Source organism: Micromonospora sp. ABR4_055, assembly GCF_056160425.1.
In genome coordinates, this window is record NZ_JBSWXD010000072.1 from 15,756 (window position 1) to 30,645 (window position 14,890).

14 protein-coding genes and 2 tRNA genes are annotated in these 14,890 nt (G+C 72.7%); 4 read left to right on the forward strand and 12 right to left on the reverse strand.

The window, feature by feature from the left end; all coding sequences use genetic code 11:
- Positions 1-36: 36 nt before the first annotated feature.
- From ACXAHD_RS17675 to leuC, 3 genes are all read right to left on the reverse strand, one after another.
- The gene (locus tag ACXAHD_RS17675; RefSeq protein WP_281553845.1) at positions 37-681 is read right to left on the reverse strand and encodes an HU family DNA-binding protein; all 645 of its coding nucleotides are present in this window, start codon (positions 679-681) and stop codon (positions 37-39) included.
- A gap of 237 nt (positions 682-918) precedes the next feature.
- Entirely contained in the window at positions 919-1,506 is a 588-nt protein-coding gene (gene leuD, locus ACXAHD_RS17680) for a 3-isopropylmalate dehydratase small subunit (protein ID WP_281553844.1), read from the reverse strand.
- Positions 1,507-1,544: 38 nt separating this feature from the next.
- Complete coding sequence (leuC, locus tag ACXAHD_RS17685; protein WP_281553843.1) at positions 1,545-3,002, reverse strand: 3-isopropylmalate dehydratase large subunit; 1,458 nt, start codon at positions 3,000-3,002, stop codon at positions 1,545-1,547.
- 49 nt (positions 3,003-3,051) lie between these two features.
- On the opposite strand from leuC, the gene ACXAHD_RS17690 reads away from it, so the two are divergent.
- Positions 3,052-3,738, forward strand: coding sequence for an IclR family transcriptional regulator (locus ACXAHD_RS17690; RefSeq protein WP_123600449.1), 687 nt, complete (start codon positions 3,052-3,054; stop codon positions 3,736-3,738).
- A 156-nt stretch (positions 3,739-3,894) separates the two neighbouring features.
- Here ACXAHD_RS17690 and ACXAHD_RS17695 read toward each other — a convergent pair.
- The 3 genes from ACXAHD_RS17695 to ACXAHD_RS17705 all read right to left on the reverse strand — a co-directional run bounded on the left by ACXAHD_RS17695 (position 3,895) and on the right by ACXAHD_RS17705 (position 5,036).
- Positions 3,895-3,967, reverse strand: a tRNA-Glu gene (locus ACXAHD_RS17695).
- A gap of 112 nt (positions 3,968-4,079) precedes the next feature.
- Positions 4,080-4,154, reverse strand: a tRNA-Gln gene (locus ACXAHD_RS17700).
- 78 nt (positions 4,155-4,232) lie between these two features.
- The gene (locus ACXAHD_RS17705; RefSeq protein ID WP_281553842.1) at positions 4,233-5,036 is read right to left on the reverse strand and encodes a fumarylacetoacetate hydrolase family protein; all 804 of its coding nucleotides are present in this window, start codon (positions 5,034-5,036) and stop codon (positions 4,233-4,235) included.
- Positions 5,037-5,234: 198 nt separating this feature from the next.
- On the opposite strand from ACXAHD_RS17705, the gene ACXAHD_RS17710 reads away from it, so the two are divergent.
- Positions 5,235-6,434 carry a hypothetical protein gene (locus ACXAHD_RS17710; protein ID WP_475051755.1) on the forward strand — a complete coding sequence of 400 codons (1,200 nt, stop codon included), beginning with the start codon at positions 5,235-5,237 and terminating at the stop codon, positions 6,432-6,434.
- A 48-nt stretch (positions 6,435-6,482) separates the two neighbouring features.
- On the opposite strand, the gene ACXAHD_RS17715 is transcribed toward ACXAHD_RS17710, so the two are convergent.
- Positions 6,483-7,076: a winged helix-turn-helix domain-containing protein gene (locus tag ACXAHD_RS17715; protein WP_289212452.1), complete on the reverse strand. Its 594-nt coding sequence runs from the start codon at positions 7,074-7,076 to the stop codon at positions 6,483-6,485.
- Positions 7,077-7,290: 214 nt separating this feature from the next.
- Between ACXAHD_RS17715 and ACXAHD_RS17720 the strand changes: the two genes are divergently transcribed.
- A complete protein-coding gene (locus tag ACXAHD_RS17720) occupies positions 7,291-7,482 on the forward strand; it encodes a hypothetical protein (protein ID WP_281553839.1) in 192 nt (63 codons plus the stop codon).
- A 138-nt stretch (positions 7,483-7,620) separates the two neighbouring features.
- Positions 7,621-8,982: a radical SAM/SPASM domain-containing protein gene (locus tag ACXAHD_RS17725; protein ID WP_281553838.1), complete on the forward strand. Its 1,362-nt coding sequence runs from the start codon at positions 7,621-7,623 to the stop codon at positions 8,980-8,982.
- 11 nt (positions 8,983-8,993) lie between these two features.
- Here ACXAHD_RS17725 and ACXAHD_RS17730 read toward each other — a convergent pair whose 3' ends face one another.
- The 5 genes from ACXAHD_RS17730 to ACXAHD_RS17750 form a co-directional block, all read right to left on the reverse strand.
- Positions 8,994-9,413: an ArsR/SmtB family transcription factor gene (locus tag ACXAHD_RS17730; RefSeq protein WP_281553837.1), complete on the reverse strand. Its 420-nt coding sequence runs from the start codon at positions 9,411-9,413 to the stop codon at positions 8,994-8,996.
- A gap of 89 nt (positions 9,414-9,502) precedes the next feature.
- Entirely contained in the window at positions 9,503-11,326 is a 1,824-nt protein-coding gene (locus ACXAHD_RS17735; protein WP_289212451.1) for a thiopeptide-type bacteriocin biosynthesis protein, read from the reverse strand.
- Positions 11,323-12,567, reverse strand: a complete 1,245-nt coding sequence (locus tag ACXAHD_RS17740) for a nitroreductase family protein (RefSeq protein WP_475051764.1) — start codon at positions 12,565-12,567, stop codon at positions 11,323-11,325. The genes ACXAHD_RS17735 and ACXAHD_RS17740 overlap by 4 nt, the downstream gene beginning before the upstream one ends.
- A gap of 8 nt (positions 12,568-12,575) precedes the next feature.
- Positions 12,576-14,525, reverse strand: a complete 1,950-nt coding sequence (locus ACXAHD_RS17745) for a TOMM precursor leader peptide-binding protein (protein WP_475051767.1) — start codon at positions 14,523-14,525, stop codon at positions 12,576-12,578.
- A gap of 3 nt (positions 14,526-14,528) precedes the next feature.
- Positions 14,529-14,798 carry a hypothetical protein gene (locus tag ACXAHD_RS17750; protein WP_475051770.1) on the reverse strand — a complete coding sequence of 90 codons (270 nt, stop codon included), beginning with the start codon at positions 14,796-14,798 and terminating at the stop codon, positions 14,529-14,531.
- Positions 14,799-14,890: the final 92 nt, after the last annotated feature.

Sequence of the window (14,890 nt, forward strand, 5' to 3'; positions counted from 1 at the left end):
CGCGCTGGTGGTGTCCGGCCGGTGTGGCCGGACGGCTCAGCGGGTGGTTTTACGGGCGGTGGACTTGCGCGCCGGCGACTTCTTCGCCGCCGTCGACTTGGCCCCGGTCGACTTCGCCGCCGTCGACTTGGCCGCGGTGGACCGGGTCGCGGTGGTCTTCTTGGCCGTGGACTTCTTGGCCGGCGCGGCCGCAGCGGACCGGGTGGTCCTGGCGGCGGCGGTCTTCTTCGCCGTACCGCCGGCCGCCCGCTTCGCCGGCGCCTTGGTGGCGGTCGCCTTGGCGGCCGTACCGGTGGACTTCGCCGCGCCACGGGCGGTGCTCTTGGCCGCCGTGGACTTGGCCGCGGTGGCCTTCGTCGCCGTGGACCTCGCCGCGGTCGACTTGGCCGCGGTGGCCTTCGGCGCCTTGCCGCTGGCCACCATGTCCTTGAAGCCCGCGCCGGGCCGGAAGACCGGCACCGAGGTCTTCTTGACCTTCACCGACTCGCCGGTACGCGGGTTGCGCGCTGTTCGAGCCGCGCGGACGCGCTTCTCGAACACCCCGAAACCGGTGATACCCACCCGGTCGCCCTTGGTGACTGCCGACTGAACCTCGGCCAAGACGGCGTCGAGCGCCGTCGTCGCCGTCTTGCGGTCTCCCAGGCGAGCAGCGAGCGCATCGATGAGCTCTGCCTTGTTCACGAGTTCCCTCCCGTATGTGCAACTGGACTCAACGAGCCATTCTGCGCGCACGGTATGCCCTGTACCGGCAGGACACAAACATCTGCCGGAAAAAAGTCCTTGTGTCGTAACGGATTCGCCCCCAACCGGTGGCCCGGGCCGACCGGTTGGTATAGCCGGACGGTTGGTGGGCCACCGGATGGGGGCGGAATCGGCGTCGGGAACCCGTTGAGAAGGGGCCGGCTCGACGGTTGTGCGCTATGCCACGACGGGCTTGAACGACAACCGCCCACGCTCATACTCGGTGATGACCGACTCGTGACGCAGGGTCAGTCCAATGTCATCCAATCCCTCCATCAGCCGCCACCGGCTGAAGTCGTCGATCGGGAACGACCAGCCGGAGGCACCTGCCCTGACCTCCCGGGCGGCCAGGTCGACGGTCACCCCTGCGGCCGGGTCGGCCTCGACCAGCGACCACAATTCCTCAATGGCGGGCATTTCCAACTCGACCGGCAGCAGACCTTCCTTGAGCGCGTTGCCGCGGAAGATGTCGCCGAAGCGGGGGGACAGCACGGCTCGGAAGCCCCAGTCCCGCAGCGCCCACACCGCGTGTTCACGCGATGACCCGGTGCCGAACTCTGGGCCAGCGACGAGAATAGATGCTCCGGAATACGAAGGATTGTTCAGAACGAATCCCGGATCCTCGCGCCAGGCATTGAACAGACCGTCGGCGAAGCCGGTCCGGGTGACCCGCTTGAGGTACACCGCCGGGATGATCTGATCGGTATCTACATTAGATCGGCGCAGCGGGACGGCGGTCCCGGTGTGCACGGTGAACTTGTCCATGTTCGTGGTCCCGTCTCGTGGTGCGTGTCCGGCGGCGGTCAGTTGAGGTCCGCCGGCGCGGCCAGCCGGCCCACCACGGCGGTGGCGGCGGCCACCGGCGGCGACACCAGATGGGTACGCCCGCCCCGGCCCTGCCGGCCCTCGAAGTTGCGGTTGGAGGTGGAGGCGGAGCGCTCCCCCGGCCTGAGCGTGTCCGGGTTCATGCCCAGGCACATCGAGCAGCCGGCGAACCGCCACTCGGCACCGGCGTCGGCGAAGACCTTGTCCAGCCCTTCGTTCTCGGCCGCCTCCCGTACCTTGGCCGACCCGGGCACCACGAGCATCCGTACCCCGTCGGCGACCTTGCGCCCGCGCAGCACGTCGGCGGCGGCCCGCAGGTCCTCCAGCCGGCCGTTGGTGCAGGAGCCGACGAAGACCACGTCGACCGGCACGTCGCGCAGCGCGGTGCCGGGCCGCAGGTCCATGTACTCCAGCGCCCGGCGGGCGGCGACCCGCTCCGCGTCGGTGTCGAACTGCTCCGGGTCGGGCACGACGGCGCTCAGCGCGGTGCCCTGCCCGGGGTTGGTGCCCCAGGTCACGAACGGCGTGATCTCGCCGGCGTCCAGGATCACCTCGGCGTCGAACGTCGCCCCCTCGTCGGTGGCCAGACTGGACCAGTACGCCACGGCGGCGTCCCAGTCGGCACCCTGCGGCGCGTTCGGCCGACCCTTGAGGTAGGCGAAGGTGGTCTCGTCCGGCGCCACCATGCCCGCCTTGGCACCCCACTCGATGGACATGTTCGCCACCGTCATCCGACCCTCCATGGAGAGCCGGCGGATCGCCTCGCCCCGGTACTCGACCACGTAGCCGCGACCACCGCCGGTGCCGACCTTGGTGATCAGCGCCAGCACCAGGTCCTTGGCGGTGACCCCCGGGCCGAGTTCGCCGGTGACGGTGACCGCCATCGTCTTCGGCCGGGACTGCGGCAGCGTCTGGGTGGCCAGCACGTGCTCGACCTCGCTGGTGCCGATGCCGAAGGCGAGTGCCCCGAACGCGCCGTGGGTCGCGGTGTGCGAGTCGCCGCAGACGATCGTCATGCCGGGCTGGGTCAGGCCCAGCTGCGGGCCGATGACGTGCACGATGCCCTGGTTGTCGTCGCCCAGGGCGTGCAGCTTGATGCCGAACTCGGCGCAGTTGCGGCGCAGCGTCTCGATCTGGGTACGCGACGTCGGGTCGCTGATGGTCAGCAGGTCGCCGCGCCGGCTGTTGAACGCCGGGTCGGCGTACCCGGTCGGGGTGTTGTGGTCCTCGGTGGCGAGGGTCAGGTCGGTCCGGCGCACCGGCCGGCCGGCCATCCGCAGCCCGTCGAAGGCCTGCGGACTGGTGACCTCGTGCAGCAGGTGCAGGTCGATGTAGAGCAGGTCCGGCTCGCCCGCGGCGGATCGCACCACGTGCGCGTCCCAGACCTTCTCGGCCAGGGTCCTGGGCGATGTCGGCTTCGAAGTGGCTCCCACCATCTGGACATCCTAAATTCTGGGAGGTATGTTTCGGCTTGTGGGACACAGTATGAGCGGTGTCGGCGTTCTCGACAAGGCGGTGGTGATCCTCGCGGCCTGCGTGGACGGCGCCAGCCTGGCCGAACTCGTCGACCGGACCAAGCTGCCCCGGGCCACCGCGCACCGGTTGGCACAGGCCCTGGAGATCCACCGGATGCTGGTCCGGGACACCCAGGGGCGGTGGCGGCCCGGCCCCCGGCTGGGCGAGCTGGCCAACGCCGCGCCCGACGTGCTGTTGACCGCCGCCGAGCCGCTGCTGGCCGCGCTACGCGACGCCACCGGCGAGAGCGCCCAACTCTACCTGCGCCGGGCCGACGAGCGGATCTGCGTCGCCGCAGCCGAGCGGGCCAGTGGCCTGCGCGACACCGTGCCGGTCGGCTCGGTGCTGCCGATGACCGCCGGGTCCGCCGCCCAGATCCTGCTGGCCTGGGAGCCGCCCGAGGCCGTCATGCCGCTGCTGCCCCGCTGCAAGTTCACCGGCCGTACGCTCGCCGAGGTGCGCCGGCGCGGCTGGGCGCAGAGCGTCGCCGAGCGGGAGGCCGGGGTGGCCAGTGTCTCCGCACCGATCCGGGACCGCACCGGCCGGGTGATCGCCTCGGTCAGCGTCTCCGGGCCGATCGAGCGGCTCGGCCGCCGGCCAGGTGAGCGGCACGCCATGGCCGTGGTCCGCGCCGGTCAACGGCTCTCCGGGCTCTGAATCGGGCATTGGCTCCGCGCCCTGCCGTGCTCTGAGCAGGCCCAGTTTCCGGATAACTCGGCGCAGGCCGGGCCAGGTCGGGCATGATGGTCAGCGACGGACGGTGACCCGCCGACGAAAAAGGCGCCCTCGTTGAGGAGGGCGCCTTGAGCGCTGTAGCCCCGACCGGATTCGAACCGGCGCTACCGCCTTGAGAGGGCGGCGTCCTGGGCCGCTAGACGACGGGGCCAGAACTTTCCTGGTGCAAACTACCGTTTCGTGCTGCTGTGTCCTGTTGGACACGGTGCCGAACTCTAACAGAGACCAGCACCCCGACGCCATCTGGAGCCTTCCGGCGTCGGTGGCTGGGGTACCAGGACTCGAACCTAGACTAACTGAACCAGAATCAGTCGGGCTGCCAATTACCCCATACCCCATCGGTGCTCGCCGCACCGGGACAGAACTCTACCTGACCCCATGGTGCGCGCCAAATCGGGATACCGCAGCGGTTTGCCTCAGTCCGCCGCGACCACCGGGTTGGCCAGCTCACCGATGCCCTCGATCCGGACCGACACCGTGTCGCCCGCGGTCAACTCGCTCACCCCGGCCGGCGTCCCGGTCAGGATCACGTCACCGGGCAGCAGCGTCATCACGTGTGACACGTACGACACCAGGGTCGGCACGTCGAAGACCATCTGCTTGGTCCGGCCCAGCTGCCGTACGTCCATCTCGTCCGGCTTCGGACCCACCTCACAGCGGACCTCCAGGTCGGCGACGTCCAGCCCGGTGACGATCCACGGGCCGATCGGGCAGAACGAGTCAAAGCCCTTCGCCCTGGTCCACTGGCCGTCCGACCGCTGCAGGTCCCGGGCGGTGACATCGTTGGCGCAGGTGTAGCCGAAGATCGCCCGCTCGGCGGCGGCCCGGTCGGCGCGCCGGGCACCTGGCGGTCCGATCACCACGGCGAGCTCCGCCTCGTGCTCCACCTGCCGAGACTGCGCGGGCAGCCGGATCGCGTCCCGTGGACCGATCACCGAGGTCGACGGCTTGAGGAACAGCAACGGCTCGGCCGGCACCTCGGCACCGTGTTCGGCGGCGTGGTCGGCGTAGTTGCGCCCGACGCACACCACCTTGCTGGGCAGGATCGGCGACAGCAGCCGGACGTCGGCCAGCGCCCAGCGCTGCGACGTGAAGGTCAGCTTGCCGAACGGGTGGCCGTCGACCTCGGCGACGGTCAACGCCTCGGGGCCGGCTCCCGGCTCCCCCTCGACGACCCCGAACGACATTCCCTTGCCATGGGCGAAACGAGCGATACGCACCCGGTCAATGTATCGTCCCGTGCCTGCACCACCCCGACGGTCACGGCAAAGGGCGACAACGGTCACGACGAGGGCGACAACGGGCGCGACAAGGGGCGGAAATCTAGCACCGGTCACCGGATCAGGTGTGCGGAACCGCGCTTTACCGACTGGACGGCCGGTACCGGCCTACCGTTCGGGTCGGGGGGCGGAATCGAGATGGCTATGTCATGGTGGCGACATGCGCTGCGGGCCGGGCTGTTCGGCGTCGTTCTTGTGGTCGGCGGGGGGATCCTGGCACCGGGCGTGACCCCGGCACGGGCCGAGAGGGCTGCTTCGGCACCGGCCGAAGGGCAGGAGCTGGTCGCGGTGACGATCAACGAGATCGGGCAGAGCGCGGCGACCTACCGGGTCGAGGCGGTCAACCGGACGGTGTCCCCGGTCGACGTCACCCTGCGGATGGCCGTACCGACCACCACCTCAGTGGCCACGGTCGGCACCGGCGGCCGGGTCGACGCCTCGGAGATCACCTGGCAGTTGAGCCTGCCGGCGAACAGCGGGCAAACGGTCACCGCGTCGTTTCGGCCGGGCGGTGCCGGCACCGCGCAGACCTTCCCGGTCTGCGCGTACGAGCGGGACACCGCGCGGCCGTACGACTGCGCGAGCGCCCGGTGGACCCCGACGGCCGGCATCGAGGCGGCGGACCCGGCCTGGTGGCAGCGCCCGTCGATGCCGCTGATCGGCGGGCTGACGGCACTCGTCGTGGTGGCGATGATCGGGTACGGGTGGCGCCGCCGGCTGCGGGAGCGCCGGGTCGACCGACGCCGGGTCGTCACCCCGGCCGGGCGGCGGGTGCGGTTGCCGGCGGCGGTGCCGGCCGCCCCGAAGCGCCGCTGGCGCCCGGCTACGCCGCTGGTGTTCGGCCTGCTGCTGGCGATGCTGACCGGGCTGGCGGTGGCGGCGGTACGCGTGGCGAGCTACGGCAGCGAGGTGCTGGACCGGGCCAACCAGGCGCCCAGCGGGTGGATCGGTGCGCCGCCGGCCGGCGGGTTCGGGGTGCTGCTGACCGAGGCCGCCTTCGAGTTCACCGTCTTCCGGATGGCCTGCGCGCCGGCTGATGGGCAGAGGCAGGATCGGCGGTGTGTCGCCACAGTCGGGCTGCGCAACCGCAGCGACACCGAACAGTTCTGGTACGGGCCGTTGCAGCGGGCGTACCTGCCGACCGGTGACTGGGTCGGGGTGGACGAGGCGGCGACCCGGCAGGAGAACGGTGGTCGGGACGTCTTCGCCGAGCCGGTGCCACCCGGGGGTCGGATGCTGGTCCCGCTGGCCTTCACGGTCGGCGGCGAGCTGATCCCGGACCGGTTGGAGCTGCGTAGCGGCGCGTTCTCCGCCGGGGTCGCCGTACGGTGGATCTGACGGTCGGCTCCCGGTGGCCCGGCCTGACGGGGTGACTCGGCAGGCGGGTCAGGACAACCCGAGCGGGTGCATGCCGACCAGCATCGCGAACCGGTGCCCGCCGGTGGTGGTGCCGTCACGGGGGACACCGGCCTGCTCGAACCGCCGCATCAGGGCCTGCAACTCGTGGCGGAACTCGGCGATCCGGTCCACGGGGATCTCGGCGACCCCCCGGCTGAGCATCATCCGGACCGGGTCGGGTGCCTCGCTGCTACCGGAGATGGTGCCGGCGTGCAGCCCAGCCTCGATCTCGTCCTTGATCTGGTCCAACAGGGTGGCCACCACCTCGTGCACCGAGCTGGGTTCCTCGCCGGAGCGGCGGTGGAAGGTCAGGTTGAGCTGGCCGGCACCGTACTGTTTCTCGATGATGCCATTGACCACCCGGGTGTCCCGGATGTGCAGCAGTTGGTGCTGTTCCAGCTGGTTGATGTGGTAGTAGATCTTGGTGGGCGCGACGCCCACGATCTTCGCCAGCTCCTTGGCGGTCCAGGTCCGCTCGGGCTCGGACATCGCGAGCTCCAGCACCCGCATCCGGATCGGGTCGGCGAGCGCCTTGAGGGTAGCCACGTCCTCGATCACCCGGCTGGCCATCAGCTCCGTCACCGCAGACCTCCGTTCAACCAACGTTCCACGGTTGATTCTACCCCGACGATTGACTTCCATCCGTCGCTCAGTTTATTTTGAACGTCAGCAAGATCGTATCACTTCCGATTCCACCGACTCACCACGCGGGCCGGCACCACCCCCACCTGCCCGCGTCACCCCACCTGCGTCACCACTTCCTTCGCCGCCCCCGCTCCCCTTCCGGAGGTCGACCGTGCCCACCAACCCCTTCTTCGCCGTCGTCGCCGCGATCGCCATCGCCGCCCCGGCCACCCAGGCCGCCGTAGAAGCGCAGCAGCCGGACGAGACACCCAGCCAGGGCATGGTCGTCTTCGAGCTGCCCGCCGAGAGCACCGGCCTGCTCGACGACGGCTCCAGCGTCAACTTCGCCTGCGCCTTCAGCTGACCCGCAGCTCTCACCAGCACCGGACCCGGAGCGACCGCTCCGGGTCCGGTGACGTTGCACCCCACGGTCCACCGCCGCCCACTCCACCACCCTGGTAGCCCTCGGTAGCCACTCGTCGAGACCTCCGAAAGGCCCCACATGGCCCAGCCCGACCTCGTGCTCAGCCGCTACCTCGTGTTCAGCCCGACCACCTACCGGCACCCGTCCGGCCGGCAACTGCGCGCTGTGTTCCACACCGGACGGGCCCGTACCCTCCTGCTCGACACCGACACCGTGCGGACCCTCCTGGACGGCCCCGGCCCGGCCGGCCTGCCCGCCGACGAACAGGCCCGGCTCGCCGAACTCGGCCTGCTGGTGCCCGCCGACCTCGACGAGACCACCGCGACGATCGACGCCGGCGCGCAGGCGGCCGACGACGCCCGACACCGGCAGTTCGTGCTGATGCCGACCGGCTACTGCAACATGGGCTGCGACTACTGCGGGCAGGAGCACCGTCGGGACACCCCGGCCACCCGGCCGACCCGGCACCGCGACGCCATCGCCGCCCGGGTCGAACACGCCATGGCCAGCGGCGAGCACGACACCGTGGTGGTGCGGTGGTTCGGCGGCGAACCCCTGATGGGGTACGCCGTACTCCGCTCGCTGTCCGCCCGGTTCGTGGCCGCCGCGGCCCGGCACCGGGTCGGCTACTCGGCGATGCTGGTCACCAACGGTGCCCTGCTCGACGCCCGCAAGCTGCGTACCCTGCACCAGGACTGCCGGATCGACCGGATGGAGATCACCATCGACGGACCGGCGGAGGTGCACGACGCCGCCCGGCCGTTGAAGAGTGGACAGAGTTCCTTCCACCGCATCACCGCCGCGCTGCGGACCGTGCTCACCGATCCGGAGCTGGCCGGGCTGCAGGTGACCGTACGGACCAACATCGGCCGGCACAACGCCGACCGGGCCGACGAGTTCGCCGCGGCGATGCGCGACGCCGGCCTCGCCGACCCCCGGATCCGGTTCTACCCGGCACCGGTCCACTCGTGGGGCAACGACGTCAGCGAGGTACGGCTGCGCCAGCAGCAGGCCGCCGAGACCGAACTGCGCTGGTACACCGCCTACCTCGCAGCCGGACTGCACTGCCGGCTGCTGCCCACCCACCCGGTACGGGTGGTGTGCACCGCCGTCTCCCGGCACAGCGAGGTGATCGCCCCGGACGGGCGGATCTACTCCTGCACCGAGCAGCCGCTGGTGCCCGGCTTCACCGAACAGCATCTGGACACCGTGGACCGGGCACCGGTCGACCAGCTGCGACCGACCGGCCAGTTCGACGACTGGTACACCGGGCTGCGCGCCGGCGAGACCGGCTGCCAGGGCTGCCCGATCCTGCCGGTGTGCGGCGGCGCCTGCCCGAAACTGTGGCGGGAGGGCATCGCACCGTGCCCGCCGATGAAGGAGAACCTGGCCGGCCGGATCGACCTGTCCGTCCGCTCATCCGGCCTGCTTCCCGTCTGACCCGCCGCTGCTCACCGGGCCTGCTTCCCGTCTGACCCGTCGTCGCCTGCCCGGTTCGCCGACGCGGCGTCGTCGCCGGACCGGTCGGCCGGCGGGAAGTCCCAGCGCAGCGCCAACTGCGCGGCCTGGAAGTACCGCTCCGCCCGGCCCTGGTCGGTCCGCTGGTTGACCACCCGGATCATCCCCTCGTCCGACAGCACCCGCAGGTGGTAGTGCATCAGGCTGAAGGTGATGCCCAGCTGGTGGGCCAACTGGCGGGCGGACAGCGCCCGGTCCGGCTCGGTGGTGAGCACCGCGAGCACCCGCAACCGGATCGGATCGGCGACGGCACGCAGCTGATTGACGCCCTCGAGCACCCGTACCGCCGGGGTCGGCGGACCGGTACCGCCGGGCGGTCGCGCGGACCCCGGTTGCCGTGGCACACTGGACACAGCCCCCGACGTTCCCTGACGGTCGGGGGCTGCACCGTCTGTAGAACTGGCGCCGTCTGTGAACCTGGCACCATCTGCGGGTCGGGGGCTCACCGCGCACCTCCCGGGAGACGACCCACCGGCAGCAGGTAGACCAGCACGTCGTCGATGCCGTCCAGGCCGAGCAGTTCGTGGGCGACGTCGTCGTAGAAGCCGCCGATCATGCCGAGCGCCAGCCCGCTCGCCGCCGCCACCATCGACAGCGCCTGCGCCAGGTGACCCGCCTCCGCCACCGCGAACCGCAGCGCCCGCATCCCGTAGCGTTCCCGCAGCTCCCCCAGCTGCACGTAGAGACCGAGCAGGGCCGGCACCTCGGCCAGCTCGATCCCGCCGACGTCGAGGGCGTCCGCCCCGAACCACATCGACGACGCCTCCAGCTCCGGCACCGACGGGGCCGGGCCGAGCCGCCACAACTGACGGTCGAGGTCGTCCACGTGGTACGCGCCGGGGGCGACACCGGCGACGTCGCGCACGATCAGCCGCATCCGCGCCGCGTACGCCGCGCCGGCGCTCGGGTACGGGCGGTGGGCGTAGTCGTACAGGTCCCCGTTGGGCAGCGGCACCTGGCTGCGGTGGGTCACCCCGTGCGCGCTCCACACCAGGGTGCCCAACTGCTCGGCGGTGACCGGCCCGGTCAGCCGCCCCCGACCGGAGACCCGCCGGCGCAGCACATCAGCGAGTGCGGCACGCGGCGGGTCCCCGTCGGGCAGAGGAACCGGCCGGCCGCCGAACCGGAACGGGGTCCCGCTCCGTTCCGAGACGGCCTCGCGCGGCCTCTGCGTCTGCAACATCCCCGGCAGGAACTTGCTCGCCTCGTGGTAGCGGCGGTCGGCGGCCGCCGCGCCGTCGGCGAAGAAGTCCGTGGGCCCGCCCGGCGCCAGCGCGGTCCCGGCGACCAGCCAGCACACCGACCGCTCCTCATCCGGCAGGATGCCCAGTCGGTTGAACAGCATGTGCAGCTGGGAGCCCCACACCCAGCGCCACCGCTGGTCGGCCGGGCCGGCGGCGGCCGGCCCCTCCAACGCGTCGCGGGCGGCCCGGACGACCTGCGCCCAGTACCCGGCCGGTGACCGCTCCCCCGCCGGGTCCGCCGCGGCGTCGGTACGCTGCGCGTCATCGCGGGCAGCCCCGGCCGCTGTACGCTGCGCGTCGACCCGGGCCACGGTCCGGTCCCACCGGCGGCGCAGCGCGGCGCCCTGGCTGGCCAGCACCCGGGCCGCCTGCCCCTGCACCGCCGCGGCCGGCAGCATCGCCACCTCGTTCTGCCACCGCCAACCGGCGGCGTGGCCGCGCAGCCACCGGGCCGCACCCAACTCGTCCAGGCCCAACGCGGCGGCGGTGGCGGTGGCCAGCTCGGCGGCGACGGACAACCGGGCCGGGCCGGGCGGGACCGCGCCGACGATCCGGGCGGCGATCTCGCTGGACCGGCAGAAGACCTCCTCGGCGACCAGCAGCGCCTGCGGTCCGCCGTACCGGGCGGTCTCCGGCCGGTACGGGATCTCCCGGACGTCGCCGTGGTCGTGCCAGCCGGCGGCCGACCGGGCGGCGCTGCCACCCAGCCGCCGGTAGTAGCTTCCGCTGTCCATCGGGAACACCTCGTACGGTGCCTGGCCGGCGAGCTCGGCCAGCTCCGCCCGCAACCGGTCGCCGACGCCCGGCAGCGGGTCCCGAACTCGGATCCGCAGATGCGGCCCGCCCTCCCAGTAGCGGATGTAGAACCAGTCGGCGATCGCGCCGTCGGCGCGCAGCCGGGCCAGCAGCGGAGCCACGGTCACCGCCAGGAAAGTGTCCAGGTCGGCCGGCGACCAGTAGGCGAAACAGTGCAGTCCCACCCAGGTGCGGGTGGTGGTGACGGTGATGGTCGGTGCGGTCACGGCGACACCTCCGGGTTACTCAGGTCGTAGGCGAAGTCACGCACCCGTGACCGGCCGATCAACAACAGGTAGATCAGGTCGTGCCCGGCGGGCAGACCGGCGGCTGCCTCGGCGGCTGCCTCCCGCACCGCGCGTACCGGCCGGCAGAACAGGCCGACCTCGGCGGCGGCGGTGCCGACGTGCTGGGCGGTGGCCCCGGCCGCGTGCAGCAGCCGCCGGTACGCCGCCGGGCCGCCGGTGCGGACGGCAGCCGGCACGTCGGCGCTGACCAGCCAGGCCAGCGGCATGCCGGCGACGTCGACCTCGGTACGCGGATAGCTGTACGCCCGCTGCACCTGCCCGGTCGCGTCACCCGGCCGGGTCGGCTGCGGCGCAGCAGCCCCGGGTCGGCCGGTCGCGGCCGGATCGAGGTGGTACCAGCCGGCCGTCCGGCCGGCGACGTTGCCGACCGCGAGGGTGTGCCGCAGGCGCACCCCGGTCACCGGTGACCCGGCCGGCGGTCGGTACGCGGCGGCGACCAGCCGCTCGAACGCCTCCGCCGGCAGCGGCCGGGGGTCCGCGCCGAACCCGCGTGGGCTCAGCCCGGAGCTGCGTACCGCCCGCAGCCGGTGCCGTGACCAGGTGGGGGCGGTCGACGGTCCGAGGGTGACGGTGAGCCACGGCCCACTGGTGGCGGTGGCGCTGGCGGTGGTGCCGGCGGCGTACCGCAGTCCGTGGCCGGCGGCGGCCTCGGCGAGCGCGCCGGCGACGTGACCGGCCTCCAGCGCGGCCAGCGCGTCGGCGAGCCGGCCGTAGCCGGCCGGCATCCGCGTCGGCTGCTCCCGCAGCACCAGCTCGACCGACCCGTCCGGCGCTGCGACGAGCGACTCAGCGGACGTCGGATACAGCAGTTCGCGGACCGGGTCGACCAGCCAGTCGACGCCGTCGTGCCGCAGCAGCACGTCGACCAGGTGCGCCGCCCGGGGCGACGGGTACGCCCGGTGCTCGTTGAAGCCGTTCCACGGCTCGAACCGGCGCGGCGCCAGCGCTGTACCGAGCGTCCGGACCAGCCGGGCACCGGTCGGCCCGGCGACGGCCGCCAGCTCGGCGAACGGCACGGCCGGGCCGGTGGGCCGGCGACGGTACGGCCGCGCCGACGCGGGCCGGACGTCCTTGCCGGGGCCGTGCGCGTACACCTCGGCGAGCGTGGCGGTGAGCTGACTGGCGGTGAGCTGACTGGCGGTGAGCTGACTGGACGACATGGCCGACCTCACGGGAACGGGTGCGGGTAGAGGGGCAGGTCGGAGTAGTCAAGTGGGGACGGCAGCCGGCCCAGCTGGGCCGGGACCCGCAGCAGCCGGTCCAGGTCCCGGGTGCGGTGGTGCACGTGGCCGAACGTCATCGGCAACGTGCCGGGGACGATCACCTTCGCCGAGTGCAGTCCGAGCCGGTCCCGGCTCGCCGGGTCGGTCTGGTCCACCACGATCGTCTCCAGGCCGTGCGCCGCCCACCGCTCGACGGTCTCGCCGAGCAGCACCGCGAGGTCGGTCACCGGGGCCGGCCGGTCCGGCCACACGTCCCGCCAGTGCGCCGGCGCGTCGCCGGTGAGCAGGAACTCGTACCGCTGCCGGGCCTGCGGCAGGGTGTTCACCGCGACGTGCTCCTCCAGGCCGGTGACCAGCCGGGGGTCGTCGAACATCGCCTGCAGCCGGTCCGGGTCCAGATGGCCGGGTTTGTTGCGGGCCACCTCGGGCAGGCTGAACACGTCGACCACCGCCTCGGCCGCCGCCGACCGCAGCGCCGACCGGGGGTCCGGGTGGGCGCCAGCGGCGAAGAACGCCTGCGGGGCTCCGCTGGTCGGGTCGCGGTGCAGCACCAGGGCCAGCACGGTCGGCACCCCGAGGTCGTTCGTGGCGTCGAAGAACAGCAGGTCGTAGCCGACCGTGTCGAGCCGGTCGACCAGGTGCGGCAGCACCGGGTCGTCGTCGGGTACGGCGACCGGCCGCAGCGGGGTCCGCGCGTACCAGGCCATCAGGAACGCGTCCCGTTCGGCGACCTCGTAAATGCCGTACAGCGCGGCTTCGACGGCGCTGTTGCCCAGCCCGCAGCCGTTGGAGCTCTCGTAGAGGAACCGGGGGCCGTCGCTGCGGTGCAGTCCCCAGTAGGCGACGTGCTCGGGCACCAGCACCGGGCGGCGGCGGCCCAGCGACCAGCCGTGCACCCAGCGAACCCGGGTCTGCGGCGTGTACGGCACCATCCGGAACGCCGGGTGGTCGTAGTGCGCCGGGTCGTGCAGGCCGAGCCGGGCCGGGTCGACCGCCCGGTCCGGGCCGAGGTCGGCGAAGGCCGCTTCGACGGCGGTACGCCGCCGGTGCGGCCGCATCCCGGTGGCCCGCTCGACCGCCTCGAACAGGGCGATCCGCTCCGACTCGGCGAAACTGCGGGCCCGGCCGTAGCCGGCTTCGCGGACCGCCGTGTCGCTGGACAGTTCGCTGGTGCTCAGGGCCATCGGCGAGCGCTCGGTACGGATCATGTGGGCGACCGGCCCGTGCCGCCAGTCGAACAGTTCGGCGCGCAACGCGGCCCGGCTGGTCCGTGGGTTGTCGCCGCGCAGCGAGTACGGGTCGCTGGTCGGCGCGGCGGTCAGCGGCACCTCGGCACCATGCGGGGTGTCCAGCGGCACCGGCCGGCAGATCCGGCAGCCCTGCCGGCGGGGCCGGACCCGGTGGCTGCTGACGGTGGCGTGGTCGGTGCGGATCGCCACCACTGTCGCGTCCAACCGGCCCGGGTCGGTCAGCGCGTCGCCGACCGCGCCGGCCACCATCGGCAGCAGGCTCGGCGGGATGACGCCGCCCTGCCGCAGCTGCGGGTCCCGGCTCGGCACGCCCGGCCCGAACACCCGCAGTCGGGCCTGCTCGGCGCAGGCCAGGCAGGTGCCGGCTCTCGGCCGCAGCACCGGGCCGACCAGCACCAGGCCGCCGTCGAGGCGGACCGGGACGACCGTCGCGGCGGTCTCCCAGGCCCGGCGGCTCAGCTTCGCGGCCAGTGCCGGGGTCCAGTGGTCCAGCAGGACGACCGCGGTCCGGCCGCCGGTGCCGTCTGGCGCCGTCACGGCGTCCAGCGCGGTCACCGCGTCCAGCACCGGGACGGCCGGGTGACCGGCGGCGGCCAGCGCCGCCGCGAGATCGTCGGTCGGGGTCGCAACGGTACGGGTCGACATGGTTCAGGCTCCTCGGCTCGCGGCGGCGGTGGCGGCCACAGTGCTCCCGGTGACGTCCACGGCGGTGCCGGTGGCAGCCGCCGTCCACCAGAAGGACTGCGCCACGAAACCGGTGACGGCCAGCGCGTGGCCGACCGAGTCGGCGTCGGGGTGCGCGTCGGCGGCACCGGTGTCGGCGGCGACCGGCACCACCGGTCGCCCGGTCAGGGTCGCGCCGTCGGCGGTGAGCGCGGCCCGCAGCGCCGCCTGCAACCGCTCCTCGTTGTCGATCACCCCGGCCGGCCAGTACCAGTTGTTGTCTGTCCATGGTGCGAGTTGTTGTTCTTCCTACCGCCAGGTCGGTGCCGTGGCGGTCAGGCTCGCCG

Bases quoted from the DNA above. Each gene is read 5' to 3' on its own strand.
- leuD (WP_281553844.1), bottom strand. From the start codon at position 1,506: ATGGACAAGTTCACCGTGCACACCGGGACCGCCGTCCCGCTGCGCCGA.
- leuC (WP_281553843.1), bottom strand. From the start codon at position 3,002: ATGGTGGGAGCCACTTCGAAGCCGACATCGCCCAGGACCCTGGCCGAG.
- ACXAHD_RS17690 (WP_123600449.1), top strand. From the start codon at position 3,052: ATGAGCGGTGTCGGCGTTCTCGACAAGGCGGTGGTGATCCTCGCGGCC.
- ACXAHD_RS17710 (WP_475051755.1), top strand. From the start codon at position 5,235: ATGGCTATGTCATGGTGGCGACATGCGCTGCGGGCCGGGCTGTTCGGC.
- ACXAHD_RS17725 (WP_281553838.1), top strand. From the start codon at position 7,621: ATGGCCCAGCCCGACCTCGTGCTCAGCCGCTACCTCGTGTTCAGCCCG.
- ACXAHD_RS17740 (WP_475051764.1), bottom strand. From the start codon at position 12,567: ATGTCGTCCAGTCAGCTCACCGCCAGTCAGCTCACCGCCAGTCAGCTC.
- ACXAHD_RS17745 (WP_475051767.1), bottom strand. From the start codon at position 14,525: ATGTCGACCCGTACCGTTGCGACCCCGACCGACGATCTCGCGGCGGCG.